Consider the following 16,958-nt stretch of genomic DNA (forward strand, 5'->3'; position numbering starts at 1 on the left):
ACGGCGGGACATCATCGGTGAGTGCCGACGAACCACCGGGGCGGCTGTGCGGCCGGAACCGGACGACCGGGTAGGGTCTGACGCCGTGCCCGGCAATCCACGTCCACGTACCGTGACCGGAGTCCGGCTCGGTGATCTCGCCGTCCGGCTCGCCGTCGACCTTCCGGCGGACGCCGCCGCGGTGGTCGTCTCCGGGGTCACCCACGCCAGCCAGGAGGTTCGCCCCGGCGACCTGTACGCGGCGCTGCCCGGTGCCCGTCGGCACGGCGCGGAGTTCGCCGCCGCCGCCGTCGAGGCGGGTGCCGTGGCGCTGCTGACCGACAGGGCCGGCGCGGAGTTGGCGGCGGGAACCGGCCTGCCCGCCCTGGTGGTGCCCGACCCGCGCGCCGTGCTCGGCGAGCTGGCCTCGGCCGTGTACGGCGACCCGACCGCCGACCTCACAGTGATCGGGGTGACCGGCACCGCGGGCAAGACGTCCACCGCGTACCTGATCGAGTCGGGGCTGCGGGCCGCCGGGCACACCACCGGGCTGGTCGGGACTGTGGAGACCCGGCTCGGTGATCTGGTGATCGACAGTGTCCGCACCACTCCCGAGGCGACCGACCTGCACGCCATGTTGGCCACCGCTCGCGAGCGTGGGGTCACCGCCGTGGTCATGGAGGTTTCCAGCCACGCGCTGGCCATGGGCCGGGTGGGTGGTGTGCGGTTCGCCGTCGGTGGTTACACCAACTTCGGCTCCGACCACCTGGACTTCCACGCCGACAGCGACGACTACTTCGCGGCGAAGGCCCAGCTCTTCGACGGGCGCTGCGCGGTCGAGGTGCTCAACCACGACGACCCGGCGTTGAAGCCGCTGCTCAAGCCGAGCACTGTCACCTACTCGGCGGCCGGTGAGCAGGGCGCGACCTGGTGGGCCGACGGTGTGGGCGGCGAGGGGTACGCGCAGCGGTTCACCGCGCACGGCCCGAACGGCGTGGCGGTGTCCGCCGGTGTCGCGCTGCCCGGCCGGCACAACGTGGCCAACGCGCTGCTGGCCATCGCCGCACTGGTCGGTGCCGGGGTGGACCCGGTGACCGCGGCGACCGGTGTGGCCGCCTGCGGGGGCGTCCCGGGCCGGCTGGAGTTGGTCGACGTGGCCGCGCCGGTGCGCGGGGTGGTCGACTACGCCCACAAGTCTGACGCGATAGTGGCAGCGCTTGCCGCGCTGCGAGAGTTCAGCGCCGGCCGACTGATCTGTGTGATCGGCGCCGGCGGGGACCGGGATCGGGGCAAGCGGCCGGTGATGGGCGCCGCCGCGGCGGAGGGAGCCGACGTGGTGCTGGTGACCGACGACAACCCGCGCACCGAGGACCCGGGGGAGATTCGCGCCGAGGTGCTGGCCGGGGCGTACCGGGCCGGCACTGCCGCTCGGATCATCGAGGTGGCGGGCCGCCGTGCCGCGATCGACGAGGCGGTGCGGCTGGCCGAGCCGGGCGACGTGATCGCGCTGCTCGGCAAGGGCCACGAGCGCGGCCAGGAGGTGGCGGGCCAGGTGCTCCCGTTCGACGACAGCGTCGAGTTGGCCGAGGCGCTGCGGGCCCGCTTCGGGGACCTGGCGGGTCAGCGGTGATCACGCTGAGCCTGGCCGAGGTGGCCGCGGCGGTCGGCGGGCGGCTGGTGGCCGCCGACCCGGCCGCCACCGTCACCGGATCGGTGGAGTTCGACTCGCGCAAGGTGGGGCCCGGTTCGCTCTTCGTGGCCTTCCCGGGGGAGAAGGTCGACGGGCACGACTACGCGGCGACGGCGATCCAGGCCGGCGCGGTGGCGGTGCTCGGCAGCCGAGAGGTGCCCGGGGTGCCGATGGTGCTGGTCGACGACGCCCTGACCGCGATGGGCCGACTGGCCCGCGCGGCGGTGGACCGGCTGACCGGGCTGACCGTGATCGGCGTGACCGGCTCGTCCGGCAAGACCACCACGAAGGACCTGATCGGTCAGCTCACCGCCCGACTCGGGGCCACTGTGGCGCCGCCCGGCTCGTTCAACAACGAGCTGGGGCACCCGTACACCGCGCTGCAGGCCGACCCGGGCACCCGCTACCTGGTGATGGAGAAGGGCGCGCGCGGGGTCGGGCACGTGCGGTACCTGTGCGAGCTGGTGCCGCCAAGGATCTCCGTGGTGCTCAACGTCGGCACCTCGCACATCGGCGAGTTCGGCTCGCAGGACACCATCGCCGTGGCCAAGGGCGAGCTGGTCGAGGCGCTGCCGCCGGACGGGCTGGCCGTGCTGAACGCCGACGATCCCCGGGTGGACGCGATGGCGAGCCGCACGCAGGCCCGGGTGGTCCGCTACGGCGAGGCACCGGATGCCGACGTGCGCGCCGAGGACGTCACGCTCGACGAGCGGGGTCACCCGTCGTACACCCTGGTCACCCCGGAGGGGCGCGCGCCGGTGCGGCTGCGGCTGGCCGGCCGCCACCAGGTCTGGAACACCCTCGCGGCGGCGGCGGTCGCCCGGGAGCTGGGCATGCCGCTGACCGAGCTGGCCACGGCCCTCGGCGAGCTGGGGCTGGTCTCGACCCGACGGATGGACGTCTTCGACCGCCCCGACGGGGTGACAGTGATCGACGACTCGTACAACGCCAACCCTGCGTCGATGGCGGTAGCGGTACGGGCGCTGGCCAGCATGGGCCAGGGGCGGCGTACCGTCGCGGTGCTTGGTTACATGGCCGAGCTGGGCCCGTTCGAGTACGACGGCCACGCCGAGGTCGGCCGACTCGCGGCCGAGCTGGGTGTCGACCGGCTGCTCGTGGTGGGTGAGCCGGCCGCGCCGATCCACGAAGGCGCGACAGCGGTAGCGAACTGGGGAGGAGAGTCGGTGCTGCTCACCGATCAGGCGGCGGCCGTCGAGGTGCTGCGGAGCGAGCTACGACCGGGTGACGTCGTCCTGGTCAAGGGTTCCCGGTACCGGACCTGGGAGGTGGCCGACGCCCTGCGCGCCGACGCCGGTGGGGAGTCGACCCGATGAGGGCGGTCATCGTCGCCATCGGGGTGGCCTTCCTCGTATCGCTCTTCTGCACCCCGATCGCGATCAAGGTGTTCACCCGGCTCAAGGCCGGTCAGCCGATCCGGTCCGACGGCCCCGCCATGCACCAGGGCAAGAAGGGCACGCCCACGATGGGTGGCGTGGTCTTCATCCTGGCCACGGTGATCGCGTACGTGGCCGGGCACCTGGCCCTGACCACCCTGCCGGACCAGCAGATCGCCCAGGTGGAGCCGACCATCACCGCGCTGGTGCTGCTGGGGCTGATGGTCTTCTCCGGCGCTGTGGGTTTCCTCGACGACTTCCTCAAGGTGCGCAAGCGCAACAGCGCCGGGCTGAACAAGCGCGGCAAGTTGCTCGGCCAGATCCTGGTCGGTGCGGTCTTCGGGGTGATCGCGCTGTGGTTCCCGAGCACGATGACAAACGGTTCGGGCCTGGCGACAAACACCGAGACGGTGGGCAGCACCACGCTGAGCTTCATCCGGGACATCGACTTCCTGGAGGTCAGCAAGGTCGGCGCGGTGATCATCTTCATCTTCGTGGTGATGGCCGCGACGAACGGCGTCAACCTCACCGACGGCCTGGACGGTCTGGCCACCGGCGCGTCGGTGATGGTGCTCGCCGCGTACGCGCTGATCGCGTTCTGGCAGTACCGCCACTGGTGCGCCGACCCGAACTACACCCAGCCGTACTGCTACGAGGTCCGCGACCCGTTGGAGATCGCGCTGATCGCCGGGGCGGCGGCCGGGGCCTGTGTGGGCTTCCTCTGGTGGAACACCTCCCCGGCGCGGATCTTCATGGGCGACACCGGGGCACTGGGGCTGGGCGGTCTGATCGCCGGCATGGCGATGTCCACCCGCACCATCCTGCTGCTGCCGATCATCGGCGGGCTCTTCGTGATCATCACGATGTCCGTGGTGATCCAGATCATCTCCTTCAAGACCACCGGTAAACGGGTGTTCCGAATGTCTCCGCTCCAGCACCACTTCGAGTTGGCCGGCTGGAGCGAGGTCAACATCGTGGTGCGTTTCTGGATCATCGCCGGCATCGGCGTGGCCATCGCCCTGGGCCTGTTCTACAGCGAGTTCCTCGCCAACATGACCTGATCCGCGGGGCCCGCGCCCCGCGCCCACCCCCTCATCCGTCGATCTTGCACTTTCGGATGGCGGAACGTCCCTTCATGGGTGTTTTGCCGGCACAGAAAGTGCAAGATCGACGCGGGAGGGCGGCGTGGGGACGGGTTCGACACGCCCGGTGGGGCGTTGTGGGGCGGTGGGGCGTGTTCAGCGGTGATGATGTCGGGGTGGGGGAGGACATCGGCACTGAGGGCAGGGCAGGCGGGCGGGCGCGTCGGCCGCCGGGCGCGTCGGGGCGTACGCAGTTGGCCGCCGGGGCACGTGGCCCGGAGCCTGGCGCGGCGGCCCGCGAATCCGGGCCGGGGGCGCGGGAGCCTGGGCCGGCGGGACGCGAGCCGGAGGCCGTGGCGTCGACCCCGCTGCGCGGTATCGACGCGGCCGGCGGGCTCGCCGCGCTGCGCGGCCTGCTGGACCGGCCGCTGACCTCCTACTACCTGCTGCTGTCCTGCGCCGGCCTGCTGCTGCTGATCGGGCTGACAATGGTCTTTTCGGCGACCAGCGTCAAGGACTACGCCGAGGACGGCAACGCCTCGGCCTCGGTGACCAAGCAGGCAATCTTCGCGGTGATCGGCATCGGCGCGTTCTGGGTCTGCCAGCGCCTGCCGGCCAGCACCTACCGGTCGCTGGGCCGGCCGCTGCTGTTCACCTCGATCGCCCTCCTGGTGGTGCTCAACCTGCTGGTCGCCTACGCCCGGCTGACCAATCAGCGGTCGGCCGCGTTCGGCCCGATCGAGGCGCGACTGAACTGGCTGTTCGTCGGCGGCATCCAGCTACAACCGTCCGAGCTGGCCAAGTTCGCGATGGTGCTCTGGGGTGCGCACATCGTCGCCCGCAAGGGCGCCGCGCTCGGTTGGTGGCGTGAGCTGGCCACCCCGCTCTTCCCGGTGGTCGGTCTGCTCTTCGTCCTGGTCGGCTACAACGACACAGGCACGATGCTCTGTCTGCTGGCCCTGGTCGTGGGCCTGCTCTGGGCCGCCGGGGTGCGGATGCGGGTCTTCGGCGCCCTGGCCACGGCCGGTCTGATCGGGATCGGTCTGCTCGTGGCGGTGGCCTCGCTGGGCGCCGGCTCCGGCGAGCGCGGCGCTGACAACTACCGCCTCGCCCGGCTGGACATGTTCTTCAATCCGCCGGACCCGGAGACCTGCAAACTCAACGACTGCCTCCAGTTCTACCAGGGGCGGCTGGCCATCGAGCACGGCGGCTGGTTCGGTGTCGGGCTGGGCAAGGGCAGCCTGAAGTGGGACTGGCTCCCCGAAGCGCACAACGACTTCATCTTCGCGATCATCGCCGAGGAACTGGGCGTGATCGGGTGCGTCGTGGTGCTCAGCCTCTTCGCGGTCCTCGCGTACACCGGTTTCCGGATCGCCCGGCGGGTCGACGACCCGTTCCGCCGCCTCGCCGCCACCGCCGTGACCACCTGGCTGGTCAGCCAGGCCGTGATCAACATCGGTGGGGTGGTGGGGCTGCTGCCGATCACCGGCTTGCCGTTGCCGTTCATCTCCGACGGCGGAAGTGCCCTGGTGGTGACGTTGGCCGGCATCGGCATGCTGGCGTCCTTCGCCCGCGCCGAACCCGATGCGGCCAGAGCACTGCATGCCCGTCCGCCGGCCCGGTGGGTCCGACTACTCTGGGCCCCGTTGCCGCCGCTTCCCGGCCGGCGCCGCCGACCGGCGACGCCGCCCGCTGGCCGAGGGTCCGTACCCCGGTCCCGCGAGCGGCGCCATGACGATCAGGCCGCGCCGCGCGGGGTCCGACAGGACCGCAGCCGCAAGGGTGCGGCGAGCGAGAGGAGACGCTGATGGGTCCACTGCGTTCGGTGGTGCTCGCGGGAGGTGGCACCGGGGGGCACGTCTACCCGCTGCTCGCCTTCGCCGACTGCCTGCGCCGACACGACCCGGGCGTCCGGATCACCTGCCTCGGCACACCACGGGGCATGGAGAACGACCTGATCCCGCCGAAGGGCTACGACCTGCGGCAGATCCCGGCGTACCAGCTGCCCCGGTCGGTCAACATGAACCTGGTCCGCACACCGGGCCGGATGTGGACCGCGGCGCGCGCCGCGGGCAAGGTGATCGACGAGGTGCGCGCCGACGTGGTCGTCGGCTTCGGCGGGTACGTCTCGGTGCCGGCCTACCTGGCCGCGTGGCGCCGCGAACTGCCCATGGTGATCCACGAGGTGAACGTGCCACCGGGCGTGGCCAACAAGCTGGGCATGAAGTTCACCAAGAACGTGGCCGTCGGCTTCCCGAACCAGCCGAGCCAGGCCGAGTCGCTGCGGGACGCCACGGTCGTCGGTGTGCCGCTGCGCCGCAGCATCGCCGGTCTGGACCGGTACGCGCTGCGCAACGCCGCCCGCGCCCACTTCGGGCTCCGCCCGGACCTGCCGGTGCTCTTCGTGTCCGGCGGCTCGTCCGGCGCCCGCTCGATCAACCTGGCGGTCTCCGGGGCGGCCAAGGAGCTGGCCCGCAACGGCGTGCAGGTGCTGCACGTGATGGGCGCCCGCAACGAGCCGGTGCCGATCCCCACCGACCTGCCGGTGCCGTACGTGACGCTGCCGTACCTGTCCGAGATGGAGCTGGGCTACGCCGCCGCCGACCTGATGCTGGCCCGGGGCGGGGCGATGACCGTCGCCGAGGTGGCCGCTATCGGGATGCCCACGATCTACGTGCCGTACCCGCACAGCAACCAGGAGCAGCGGCGCAACGCGCTGCCCGTGGTGGAGGCCGGCGGTGGACTGCTGGTCGACGACGCGGAGCTCACCCCGGACTGGCTGGAGCGCACCGTCATCCCCCTCATCCGCGACCCGCAGCGGCTCTACAACATGGGTGCCGCCGCCGGTTCGTACGGCCGGCGTGACGGCGACGAGGCGCTGCGTTCCTTCGTGCTGGCGGCGGTGGCCCGATGACCGCGCAGTTCACCCCGGCCGGCACGCTGACCGCCGAGGACCTGGGCGCCGTGCACCTGATCGGAGTGGGCGGGGTGGGCATGCTCGGCGTGGCCCGGCTGCTGCTCACCCGCGGCATCCGGGTCTCCGGCAGCGACCTGCGGGAGTGGCCCTCGCTGGCCGGCCTGCGGGCGCTCGGCGGCACCATCCACCTCAGCCACGAGGTGACCAACCTCGACGGCGTGGACACTGTCGTCTACTCGTCGGCCATTCCCCAGGACCACCTGGAGTTGGTCGAGGCGCGTCGGCGTGGCCTGCGGGTCCTGCACCGCTCGGAGGCGCTCGCCGCGGCGATGACCGGCCGTCGGGCGGTGGCCGTCGCCGGCACGCACGGCAAGACCACCACCACCTCGATGGTGACGATGGTGCTCCAGCAGGCCGGTGTGGACCCGTCCTTCGTGATCGGTGGGGAGATCTCCGAGGTCGGCTCGGGCGCCCACCACGGCACCGGCGAGCACTTCGTGGTCGAGGCGGACGAGAGCGACCGCTCGTTCCTCATCTACCGCCCGTACGTCTCGATCATCACGAACGTCGAGGCGGACCACCTGAACACCTACGGCGACTACGCGACGCTGGAGGCGGCGTTCGTGGAGTTCGCCCGCCTCACCGACCCGGACGGGTTCATCATCACCTGCGCCGACGACCCGGGCGGTCGGCGGTTGGCCGAGAGCCTGCGCTCCGAGGGACGACGGGTGTTCACCTACGGCGAGGCCGCCGACGCCGACCTGCGATTGACCGAGATGGTCTCCTCGGCGCGTGGGGTGCGCTACCTGGCCGCGATCGACGGCCGGTCGCTGGGCGAGTTCCGGCTGCCGGTGCCGGGGCGACACATGGGGCTGAACAGCGCCGCCGCGGTGCTGGCCGCGTACCTGCTGGAACTGCCGCTGGAGGCGGCGGAGGCCGCGCTGGCGGTCTTTCCCGGGGTGCGACGGCGCTTCGAGCGCAAGGGTGTCGCGGACGGCGTGCTGGTCTACGACGAGTACGCCTACCACCCGACCTCGATGACGTTGGCGAACCAGACGTTGCGCGAGGTCGCCGGGGACGGCCGGCTGATCGTCGTCTTCCAGCCGTACCGGCTGTACCGCACCCGCGACAACCAGGCGGAGATCGCCGAGGCGCTGGCCATCGCGGACGAGGTGGTGCTCCTGGAGGTCTTCGGGCCGGGTGAGTTGCGTCAGCCCGGCGAGGGCTCGGCGGCATTGATCGCGGCGGTGGATCTGCCTGCCGACCGCAAGGTCTTCGTGGAGTCGTGGGAGCAGGCCCCGGTCGAGGTGGCCCGCCGCGCCCGCTCCGGGGACGTGGTGGTCACCATGGGTGCCCCGCCGATCTCGCTGATGGGTGACGAGCTGCTGGCCGCCCTGGGTGAGCGTAACGGCGGCTCGGCGCCGACCGCGACCGTCGACCCGGTGGCCACCACCCCGGCGATCGGTGATCCGGTGCCGGGTGGGGCGACGTCCGGCGGCGACGGCGCGGCTCTCGGTGGCACCGCCGTGCCCGGCGGCTCGGCGCCCGCGGCCGGATGAGTCCCGGCCCGGCCCGAGGGCGGACCAGCGCCGCCGACGGTGGCGCACCGCGCCGCGGTCCGGCGCGGCGGTGGCAGTTGGTCCGGGCGGGCCGCGACGCGGTACCGCCCTCGACCCGCCGGTTCATGGCCCGTGCCCGGCAGCGTCGCATGCGTGCGGCGCTGCCGTGGGCGGTGGCGGCCGGGGTGCTCGCCCTGGCCGGGCTGGTCGCCTGGACGGTGCTCGGCACCGGGCTGTTCGGTGTGCGGGAGGTACGCGTGGAGGGCGCCGACCTGGTCACGCCGGTGCAGGTGCACGACGCGGTCGGGGTGCCGGACGGGGTGCCGCTGGCCCGGGTGGACCTGACCGCCGCCGCCCGTCGGGTCGGCGCGCTGCCGGCGGTGGAGCGGGCCACGGTCTCCCGGGACTGGCCCGGCGCGCTGGTGGTGCGGGTGACCGAGCGGACTGCTGTGGCGGTGGTGCCGCAGGGCGATGCGTTCGCCCTGATCGATCGGAGCGGGGTGGCGTTCCGGACGGTGGAGCGACGCCCCGCCGATCTGCCACAGGTGACTGTGGCCCGGCCGGCCGCCGACGACCCGGGCACCCGGGCCGCGCTGGAGGTGCTCGTCGCGCTGACGCCGCAGCTGCGCGCGGAGCTGGTGGACGTGAACGTGGCGGGGCTGGCCCGGATCAGCCTGCGGTTGCGCGGCGACCGGACGGTGGTCTGGGGCGACGCGACCCGGGGTACGGACAAGGCTCGGGTGGCGACCGCGCTGCTCGACGAGGACACCGACCGGATCGACGTGAGCGCGCCGGATGTGGTGACCTTTCGTTGACCGGTGAGCGTGCGGGGACGTGACCCGTGGCGCTCCGCGCGGCGACACGCCGCCCGGGTCCTTGGCTCATCGCGCGGTGGCGCTTACGTTGCCTCGAAGAGCTTCAGTGGTTGACATAACTGTAAGCCTCTAGTAGAGGGTTAGGGTTTACCCCTGATCCTCGTTGGTGACAGCTGTCGTCGGCCGCTGGTCTGGCCACGCCGTAACCGGTCGGCCGAAGCCAATCTCGAAGGAAAGGACCGGAGATGACACCTCCGCACAACTACCTGGCGGTCATCAAGGTCGTCGGCATCGGGGGTGGCGGCGTCAACGCCGTCAACCGGATGATCGAGGTTGGGCTCAAGGGCGTCGAGTTCATCGCGATCAACACCGATGCGCAGGCGCTGCTGATGAGCGACGCCGACGTCAAGCTCGACGTCGGCCGGGAGCTGACCCGTGGCCTGGGGGCCGGGGCCAACCCGGACGTCGGGAAGAACGCCGCCGAGGACCACCGCGACGAGATCGAGGAGGTGCTCAAGGGCGCCGACATGGTCTTCGTGACCTGCGGCGAGGGCGGCGGCACCGGCACCGGCGGCGCGCCAGTGGTGGCCAACATCGCCCGCAAGCTCGGCGCACTGACCATCGGCGTGGTGACCCGGCCGTTCTCCTTCGAGGGCAAGCGCCGCCAGGTGCAGGCCGAGACGGGGATAGACGAGCTCCGCAACCAGTGCGACACGCTTATCGTCATCCCGAACGACCGGCTGCTGGCCCTGGGCGACCGCAACATCAGCATGATGGACGCGTTCCGCACGGCCGACCAGGTGCTGCTCTCGGGTGTGCAGGGCATCACCGACCTGATCACCACCCCGGGTCTGATCAACCTGGACTTCGCCGACGTCAAGAGCGTGATGAGCGGCGCCGGCAGCGCGTTGATGGGCATCGGCAGCGCCCGCGGCGAGAACCGCGCGGTCGAGGCGGCCGAGGCGGCCATCTCCAGCCCGCTGCTGGAGCAGAGCATGGACGGCGCGCGGGGCGTGCTGCTCTCCATCGCCGGCGGCTCCGACCTGGGCCTGTTCGAGATCAATGACGCCGCCCAGCTGGTCACCGACGCGGCCCACCCGGACGCCAACATCATCTTCGGCGCGGTCATCGACGACGCGCTCGGTGACGAGGTGCGGGTGACTGTCATCGCGGCGGGCTTCGACGGCGGCACGCCCGCGTACAAGGCGGCCGAGCCGACCCGCAAGTCCAACACCAACCAGCCGGCACCGCAGAGCACCCCGGCGCCGGCGCCGGCCACCAACCCGGCTCCGGCCCAGTCGCCGCGTCGGGTGCTCTTCGACGACGTGGACGTTCCCGACTTCCTCAAGAACGGGTCCTGAGCTCCGCCGATGACCGACAGCTCAGCCACGGTACGACCAGATCGGCACGCCGAACTAGCGGCCGGTCTGGCCCAGGTTCGGTCCCGGGTCGACGACGCCTGCGCGCAGGCCGGCCGGAACCCCGCCGAGGTGACCATGATCGCGGTGACGAAGACCTACCCGGCCAGCGACGTGTTGGCGCTGGCCGGGCTCGGGGTGACCGACATGGGGGAGAACCGCGACCAGGAGGCGGCCGGCAAGGCCGCCGAGGTGGCTGCCGCCGGGGTGCGTCCCCGCTGGCACTTCATCGGCCAGTTGCAGCGCAACAAGGCCCGCTCGGTGGTCCGCTACGCCGACGTGGTGCACTCCGTCGACAGTGTCCGGCTGGCCCGGGCGTTGGCCAGCGCGACCGCCGACCGGCCGGAACCGCTCGACGCGCTGGTCCAGGTGAGCATCGACGGCGACGCCTCCCGGGGCGGAGCCCTGCCCGGCTCGGCGGATCCGGGCGCCGGTCTGGAGCCGGTCGCCGAGGCGGTGGCCGACGCGCCGGGGATGCGTCTGGTCGGTCTCATGGCGGTCGCCCCGCTGGGGTGGGAGCCCGAGCGGGCGTTCGCCCGGCTCGCGGAGGTCGCCGACGCGTTTCGGGCTGTCCATCCGGGAGCCACCGCGCTGTCCGCCGGTATGAGCGGAGATTTCGAAATCGCGATCCGTTACGGCGCGACACATGTCCGCGTCGGTAGCGCGTTGCTCGGAATGCGTCCCACGCTGCGGTAGCCTGACCGCGAGACAAGCAAATTACATCAGTGTTGTTTCAGGGGCGGGCGTCTCCTAGTCGGGGGTCGTGGTGCGCGACGCGAATCGCGCGCCGGGGGGATTGCCGTTCCGGTCCGATGGGCATGGTTGTCCACTCGCGACGGGCGACATGGCACGGGGGCGCGTGCCGCACGGCGGACGGAAGGGCGCGGGATGGGTGCACTGCGCAAGGCGGGGGTCTGGCTCGGTCTGGTCGAAGAAGACGACGAGCGGGCCTACGACGACGGTGGCTACGAAAAGGGTGGCTACCGCGACTCGCGTTACCGGCAGAGCCGGTACGCCGAGGAGTTCGCCGACGACGACGAGGACGACGCCGAGGAGCCGCCGGCTCCCCGGCCGCGCGACAGTGGGCGGGGTCGACTCTCCGAGCGGTCGAGCGGGCGGTTGAGCGACTCCGAGCGCGGTGACGGTGAGCGGCCGGAGCGGATCGAGCGGTCCAGCGTCCGGTCGATCACCCGGTCGTCGGCGGGCGAGACCTCCGGTGCGCTGACCTACCACACTCGGGACAACCTGGCCCTCGCGCCGCAGGTCACGTCGCGCGAGCGGGCCCTGCCCGAGGAGGAGCAGCGTTACCAGATCACCACGCTGCACCCCACCACCTACCGGGAGGCGCGCACCATCGGTGAGCACTTCCGTGACGGTGTCCCGGTGATCATCAATCTCACCGAGATGGATGAGGCCGATGCCCGCCGTCTGGTTGACTTCGCCGCCGGGCTGGCGTTCGGCCTGCGCGGTACGATCGAGCGCGTGACCAATCGGGTGTTCCTGCTCTCACCGGCTAACGTCCAGGTCACCGCAGAGGACAAAGCCAAGATCGCTGAGGGCGGCTTTTTCAGTCTGAGTTGATCCCGCCCGACCCGAGGGACGTCGCTGACCGTGTTGTCGATCTTACTGCAAGTGTTGTACCTGATCCTTTATGTCTTCCTGCTCCTTCTTCTGTCCCGGTTCGTGTTGAGCGCCGTCCTGCAGTACGGCCGTCGCTGGCAACCGGGGCGTGGAGCATCGGCAGGATTGGAATCCGTGTGGAGCGTCACTGATCCCCCTCTCAACGCGTTGAGGCGTGTGATCCCTCCGCTGCGAATTGGTACCGTGAGCATCGACCTGGCCTCCCTTGTGCTCCTGGTTATCCTGTTCGTGCTGATGGAGTTCGTGTTAGGGCCGTCGATCAGGGCATCTGCCTGATGACCGACGCGCTTTCGCGGCCGCAACTGACCCGAGGAGTTTCGATGCCGCTGACCCCGGCCGACGTCCACAACGTCGCCTTCAAAAAGCCGCCGATCGGCAAACGGGGGTATGACGAGGAGGAGGTCGACGCCTTCCTCGATGAGGTCGAGCGCGAGCTCGCCCGTCTCATCGAGGAGAACAACGAGCTGCGCGCCCAGGTGGAGCGCGGCGGCCGTGGCGGTGCCCCCGCCGGCCCCGGCGGCGACGCCCGACTGGCGGCGGAGCTCAACGATGTCAAGGCCCAACTGGACCGGGTGCAGCGCGACAAGTCGGCGGCCGAGCAGGCTGCCCGCGCGATGCAGGCCGAGCTGGAGCAGGTCCGCGCGACCGGCGGTCCGGCCGGCGGCGTCACCGGTGACGGTGAGCAGCAGGCCCTGCGCGTGCTGATGATGGCCCAGCGCACCGCCGACGACCACGTGTCCGACGCTCGCCGCGAGGCCGACCAGCTGTTGTCCGAGGCTCGCAGCAAGGCCGAGGAGGTGACCCGGGAGGCGCGCGCCAAGGCTGACGCCCTTGAGCGGGACGCCCGCCAGCGGCACCAGGAGGCCATGGGCGGCCTGGACGCCAAGCGCACGGCGCTGCAGAAGCACATCGAGGAGCTCAAGCAGTTCGAGCGCGAGTACCGCACCCGGCTCAAGGCGTACCTGGAGAGCCAGCTGCGTGACCTCGACGGTCGTGGCCAGGGCCTCGAGGCCGAGATGACCCGCTCCGAAGCCGGCCGGGTCGCTGGCGGCAACGGGCTGGCCGCAGCGGGTCTCGCTGGTTCGTACGGCGGCGGCGGCGGGCGCTCCGGCGCCCTCGAAGCCGGACGCTGAGCACCGGCCGGCGATCGCTGTCCGCCAATGGTGACGGTCGCCGGTCCGGCCCGGACGGTTCGACGCGGCGGGGGTGAGCCGTGATAGTCGCAAGTCTTCTGCTCATCCTCGTCGCGGTGGTGCTACTGGTGCTCGGTCTGGCCGGTGGCTCCAGCTTCTTGTTGGTCATCTCCATCGCGGCCAGTCTGCTGGCCGCCGTGGCGTTGGTGGTGGGCGCCCGCCAGGCAGCCGCCAACCGCGCCACGGCGGATTCCGACCGGACCGACCGGCGGCACCCCGACGCGCCCCGCACGGCCAGCCAGGCCACACCGGGTGTCGCGTACGGGCCGCCGCTGGTCGAGCCGGAGGTGCCCGTCCAGCACGTGCCCACGACGTTTGGTACCGGCGGCACCGGGTGGCGGCAACCACCCGAGCCGCCGGTCGACAATGCGCCGCCGGTCGACGAGGCGTCGCCGGTCGACCCACCGCACGTCGATGACGCGTCGCCGTTGGTGAGTGCGGCGGACGAGGCGCCCGCGCGGGCCCGGCCGGTCAGCCCGGCGTCGCCGTTCGCGGCGTCGACCGACGACGTGTTCGACCCGGCGGTCGCGGCGGTCGACGAGCCGGCCGCCCAGCAGATCACGGCCGCCGAGGCGGCCCGGGTGGCCCGGCTGCTCGACGCCGTCGAGGTCGTCGACGGCCGCCCCCGTTACCACCTGGACGGCTGCCCCCATCTGATCGGCTGGCAGCCCGAGACGTTGCCGGTCGCCGAGGCCGTGGACCTCGGCTTCACCCCGTGCGCGCACTGCGCGCCGGCGACCGCTCTCCTCGCCGACGCCCGGCCGATCTGAAGCGACGCCGGTGCCCGCGCAGGACACGCTCACCGTGGCGGTACGGGTGAAGCCCGGCGCCTCCCGGGACCGGGTCGGTGGCCGCTTCGACGGCCCGCACGGACCCGCCCTCGTTATCGCGGTCCACGACCCGGCCGTCGACGGTCGGGCCACCGAGGCCGCCCGCCGGGCGTTGGCCGGCGCGTTGGGCGTCCGACCGGCCGCCGTGTCACTGCGTGCCGGCGCGGCCAGCCGGGACAAGCTCTTCCTCGTCGATCGGCCCGGCCCGGAGTTGCCCGAGGTGCTGCGCCGCCTGCGCGACGGATCCGCCGAGTGAGGACAGCCCAGGCAAGGCAGCCGTGACGCCCGGGTTGGACATCGCGCTGCTGCTCGGTGCGGCCGTGCTGCTGGTAGCTGTCGGCGCGGTGCGACTCTCCACCCGGCTCGGTGTGCCCAGCCTCCTGGTCTACCTGGCTCTGGGCGTGGCGATCGGCGAGAACGGGCTGGGCATCCGTTTCGACGACGTCGAGCTGACCCGGACCCTCGGCTTCTGCGCGCTGATCGTGATCATCGCGGAGGGTGGCCTCACCGCCCGGTGGACCACGCTGCGCCCGGTGCTCGGGCTGGCCTCCGCGCTCTCCACGGTCGGCGTGATCGTCAGCATCGTGGTGGTCGGCGTGGCCGTGCACCTGCTGCTGGGGCTGGACTGGCGGTTGGCGCTGCTCTACGGCGCGGTGCTCTCGTCCACCGACGCGGCGGCCGTCTTCGCAACCCTGCGCCGACTGCGGTTGCCGCCCCGGCTGGTGGCGACACTGGAGGCAGAGTCGGGGATGAACGACGCCCCGGTGGTGCTGCTGGTGGTGCTGCTGTCCCACCAGGGCTTTGCGCACCCGTGGTGGTACGAGGTCGCGCTGGTCTGTTACGAGCTGGGCGTCGGCGCGGCGGTGGGCGTCGCCGCTGGCGTCGCCGGCACCTGGGCGCTGCGCCGAGCGGCGCTGCCCTCGGCCGGGCTCTACCCGATCGCCGCGGTGGGCATCACCGTGCTGGCGTACGCCGCGGGGGCCGTTCTGCACGCCTCGGGCTTCCTCGCCGTCTATGTGGCCGGGGTGTTGCTGGGCAATGCCCGCCTGTCGCACCGGCAGGCGATCCTCGGTTTCGCGGACGGGCTGGCCTGGCTCGCCCAGATCGGGTTGTTCGTGCTGCTCGGGTTGCTGGCCTCGCCGGGCCGGCTGGACGCGGCGGTGCTGCCCGCTGTGGTCGCCGGGCTGGCCCTGGTGCTCCTGGCCCGGCCGTTGTCGGTGGCCGTCTCGGCGTTGCCGTTCCGGGTCGGCCTTCGAGAACAGGCGTTCCTGTCCTGGGCCGGGCTGCGTGGGGCGGTGCCGATCGTGCTGGCCACCATTCCGCTCTCCGAGCGGGTGCCCGGCGCGGAGCGGCTCTTCGACGTGGTCTTCGTGCTGGTGGTGATCTTCACGTTGGTGCAGACCGGGACGCTGGGGTCGTTCGCCCGTCGGTTGCGGGTGACCGCGCCGGCCGAGGCCGCCGAGATCCACGTGGAGACCGCGCCGCTGGAGCGAATGCGGGCGGATCTGCTCCAGGTGGAGGTGCCACCGGGCTCACGACTGGCCGGCGTGCACGTCGACGAGCTGCGGCTTCCGTTGGGCGCGTCGGTGACCCTGGTGCTGCGCGACGGCGTGGGTTTCGTGCCCGCCCCGGAAACCCGGTTCAAGACCGGCGACAGTCTGCTGATCGTGGCGACCGCAGGGGTGCGGGACGCGGCGGAACGGCGGTTGCGGGCGGTCAGTCGGCGGGGTCGTCTGGCCCGATGGTTTGGTGAGTACGGGGATGAGGTGCCCAGTTGATCTGCTAGCGTTCCCTTTGCCCCAGTTAGGCAGGGCTAGGGGCTGTTAGACGGTGCGACGGTGCGGCACGTTGTCGGACGCCTGTACGTTCCGTATTCTTGCCAACCTCCGGAGTGCGCGGCGATCGTCGCCGTGCGCCCCTTTTCGTACATAGGGGACGCCCTGCTCGGCGCCCCCTGACCAGGCGCCGCGGACCGCGCGGTTCCCCGGCCGAGGGAGCGACCCATGGCGAAGCCATCCGACACCAGGACCGCCGGGCGCAAGCCGGTGGCGAAGGCCACCCGCAGCACGGCGGAGACCGAGAAGATCCGGGCGGCGCTGGCGGCGCGGCGGGACGAGCTTCGTGCCGAGTACGATCAGACGCTGAGTGAGATCACCGAGCTGCAGCGCGATCGGCTGACCGACTCGGCCGGGGACGACCAGGCCGACACGGGCACCAAGACGCTCGAGCGGGAGCAGGAGATCTCTCTCGCCAACAGCATTCTGGAACGGATCACGCAGGTGGAGCGCGCTCTGGAGCGCCTCGACGAGGGTGGTTACGGCTGGTGCGAGCGGTGCGGCAACCCGATCCCGGTCGAGCGCCTCGCCGCCTTCCCGTCGGCCACCCTGTGTGTGACGTGCAAGCAGCTGGAGGAGCGGCGCTGAGGTCCGTTCCCCGGCGG

General features: G+C 71.9%; 16 protein-coding genes. All 16 read left to right on the forward strand.

Going from position 1 to position 16,958, the window contains the following annotated elements; genetic code table 11:
• Positions 1 to 46 precede the first annotated feature (46 nt).
• The 16 genes from PSH03_RS25605 to PSH03_RS25680 all read left to right on the forward strand — a co-directional run bounded on the left by PSH03_RS25605 (position 47) and on the right by PSH03_RS25680 (position 16,941).
• Entirely contained in the window at positions 47 to 1,609 is a 1,563-nt protein-coding gene (locus PSH03_RS25605; RefSeq protein WP_238690628.1) for a UDP-N-acetylmuramoyl-L-alanyl-D-glutamate--2,6-diaminopimelate ligase, read from the forward strand.
• On the forward strand, positions 1,606 to 3,003 hold the full coding sequence (locus PSH03_RS25610) for a UDP-N-acetylmuramoyl-tripeptide--D-alanyl-D-alanine ligase (protein ID WP_238690629.1): 1,398 nt from the start codon (positions 1,606 to 1,608) through the stop codon (positions 3,001 to 3,003). Before PSH03_RS25605 ends, PSH03_RS25610 begins: the two co-directional genes overlap by 4 nt.
• Positions 3,000 to 4,124 (forward strand): phospho-N-acetylmuramoyl-pentapeptide-transferase, encoded by a 1,125-nt coding sequence (mraY, locus tag PSH03_RS25615; protein ID WP_030334519.1) that lies wholly within the window; start codon positions 3,000 to 3,002, stop codon positions 4,122 to 4,124. The genes PSH03_RS25610 and mraY overlap by 4 nt, the downstream gene beginning before the upstream one ends.
• 374 nt (positions 4,125 to 4,498) lie before the next feature.
• Complete coding sequence (locus PSH03_RS25620; RefSeq protein WP_238690696.1) at positions 4,499 to 5,953, forward strand: FtsW/RodA/SpoVE family cell cycle protein; 1,455 nt, start codon at positions 4,499 to 4,501, stop codon at positions 5,951 to 5,953.
• On the forward strand, positions 5,953 to 7,059 hold the full coding sequence (murG, locus tag PSH03_RS25625; RefSeq protein WP_210785710.1) for an undecaprenyldiphospho-muramoylpentapeptide beta-N-acetylglucosaminyltransferase: 1,107 nt from the start codon (positions 5,953 to 5,955) through the stop codon (positions 7,057 to 7,059). The genes PSH03_RS25620 and murG overlap by 1 nt, the downstream gene beginning before the upstream one ends.
• A complete protein-coding gene (murC, locus tag PSH03_RS25630; RefSeq protein ID WP_238690630.1) occupies positions 7,056 to 8,621 on the forward strand; it encodes a UDP-N-acetylmuramate--L-alanine ligase in 1,566 nt (521 codons plus the stop codon). The genes murG and murC overlap by 4 nt, the downstream gene beginning before the upstream one ends.
• Complete coding sequence (locus tag PSH03_RS25635; protein ID WP_238690631.1) at positions 8,618 to 9,436, forward strand: cell division protein FtsQ/DivIB; 819 nt, start codon at positions 8,618 to 8,620, stop codon at positions 9,434 to 9,436. The genes murC and PSH03_RS25635 overlap by 4 nt, the downstream gene beginning before the upstream one ends.
• A gap of 245 nt (positions 9,437 to 9,681) precedes the next feature.
• A complete protein-coding gene (gene ftsZ / locus PSH03_RS25640; RefSeq protein ID WP_210786209.1) occupies positions 9,682 to 10,797 on the forward strand; it encodes a cell division protein FtsZ in 1,116 nt (371 codons plus the stop codon).
• A 9-nt stretch (positions 10,798 to 10,806) separates the two neighbouring features.
• The gene (locus tag PSH03_RS25645) at positions 10,807 to 11,550 is read left to right on the forward strand and encodes a YggS family pyridoxal phosphate-dependent enzyme (protein WP_238690632.1); all 744 of its coding nucleotides are present in this window, start codon (positions 10,807 to 10,809) and stop codon (positions 11,548 to 11,550) included.
• A gap of 192 nt (positions 11,551 to 11,742) precedes the next feature.
• Complete coding sequence (locus PSH03_RS25650) at positions 11,743 to 12,435, forward strand: cell division protein SepF (RefSeq protein ID WP_210786207.1); 693 nt, start codon at positions 11,743 to 11,745, stop codon at positions 12,433 to 12,435.
• Between the two features lie 30 nt (positions 12,436 to 12,465).
• Positions 12,466 to 12,771, forward strand: coding sequence for a YggT family protein (locus PSH03_RS25655; protein ID WP_030334503.1), 306 nt, complete (start codon positions 12,466 to 12,468; stop codon positions 12,769 to 12,771).
• A gap of 44 nt (positions 12,772 to 12,815) precedes the next feature.
• Complete coding sequence (locus tag PSH03_RS25660; protein WP_238690633.1) at positions 12,816 to 13,628, forward strand: DivIVA domain-containing protein; 813 nt, start codon at positions 12,816 to 12,818, stop codon at positions 13,626 to 13,628.
• 80 nt (positions 13,629 to 13,708) lie between these two features.
• Positions 13,709 to 14,458: a hypothetical protein gene (locus PSH03_RS25665; protein WP_238690634.1), complete on the forward strand. Its 750-nt coding sequence runs from the start codon at positions 13,709 to 13,711 to the stop codon at positions 14,456 to 14,458.
• A gap of 10 nt (positions 14,459 to 14,468) precedes the next feature.
• Positions 14,469 to 14,774 carry a DUF167 domain-containing protein gene (locus PSH03_RS25670; protein WP_112582742.1) on the forward strand — a complete coding sequence of 102 codons (306 nt, stop codon included), beginning with the start codon at positions 14,469 to 14,471 and terminating at the stop codon, positions 14,772 to 14,774.
• A gap of 22 nt (positions 14,775 to 14,796) precedes the next feature.
• The gene (locus PSH03_RS25675) at positions 14,797 to 16,296 is read left to right on the forward strand and encodes a potassium/proton antiporter (RefSeq protein ID WP_210786205.1); all 1,500 of its coding nucleotides are present in this window, start codon (positions 14,797 to 14,799) and stop codon (positions 16,294 to 16,296) included.
• A gap of 225 nt (positions 16,297 to 16,521) precedes the next feature.
• The gene (locus PSH03_RS25680; protein WP_091407724.1) at positions 16,522 to 16,941 is read left to right on the forward strand and encodes a TraR/DksA family transcriptional regulator; all 420 of its coding nucleotides are present in this window, start codon (positions 16,522 to 16,524) and stop codon (positions 16,939 to 16,941) included.
• Positions 16,942 to 16,958 lie beyond the last annotated feature (17 nt).

The organism is Micromonospora salmantinae (assembly GCF_022230905.1).
Taxonomy (GTDB): domain Bacteria; phylum Actinomycetota; class Actinomycetes; order Mycobacteriales; family Micromonosporaceae; genus Micromonospora; species Micromonospora salmantinae.

Excerpts from the sequence above, each read along its gene's own strand:
- mraY (WP_030334519.1), top strand. The coding sequence starts at position 3,000 with ATGAGGGCGGTCATCGTCGCCATCGGGGTGGCCTTCCTCGTATCGCTC.
- murG (WP_210785710.1), top strand. The coding sequence starts at position 5,953 with ATGGGTCCACTGCGTTCGGTGGTGCTCGCGGGAGGTGGCACCGGGGGG.
- murC (WP_238690630.1), top strand. The coding sequence starts at position 7,056 with ATGACCGCGCAGTTCACCCCGGCCGGCACGCTGACCGCCGAGGACCTG.
- PSH03_RS25635 (WP_238690631.1), top strand. The coding sequence starts at position 8,618 with ATGAGTCCCGGCCCGGCCCGAGGGCGGACCAGCGCCGCCGACGGTGGC.
- ftsZ (WP_210786209.1), top strand. The coding sequence starts at position 9,682 with ATGACACCTCCGCACAACTACCTGGCGGTCATCAAGGTCGTCGGCATC.
- PSH03_RS25645 (WP_238690632.1), top strand. The coding sequence starts at position 10,807 with ATGACCGACAGCTCAGCCACGGTACGACCAGATCGGCACGCCGAACTA.
- PSH03_RS25650 (WP_210786207.1), top strand. The coding sequence starts at position 11,743 with ATGGGTGCACTGCGCAAGGCGGGGGTCTGGCTCGGTCTGGTCGAAGAA.
- PSH03_RS25660 (WP_238690633.1), top strand. The coding sequence starts at position 12,816 with ATGCCGCTGACCCCGGCCGACGTCCACAACGTCGCCTTCAAAAAGCCG.
- PSH03_RS25680 (WP_091407724.1), top strand. The coding sequence starts at position 16,522 with ATGGCGAAGCCATCCGACACCAGGACCGCCGGGCGCAAGCCGGTGGCG.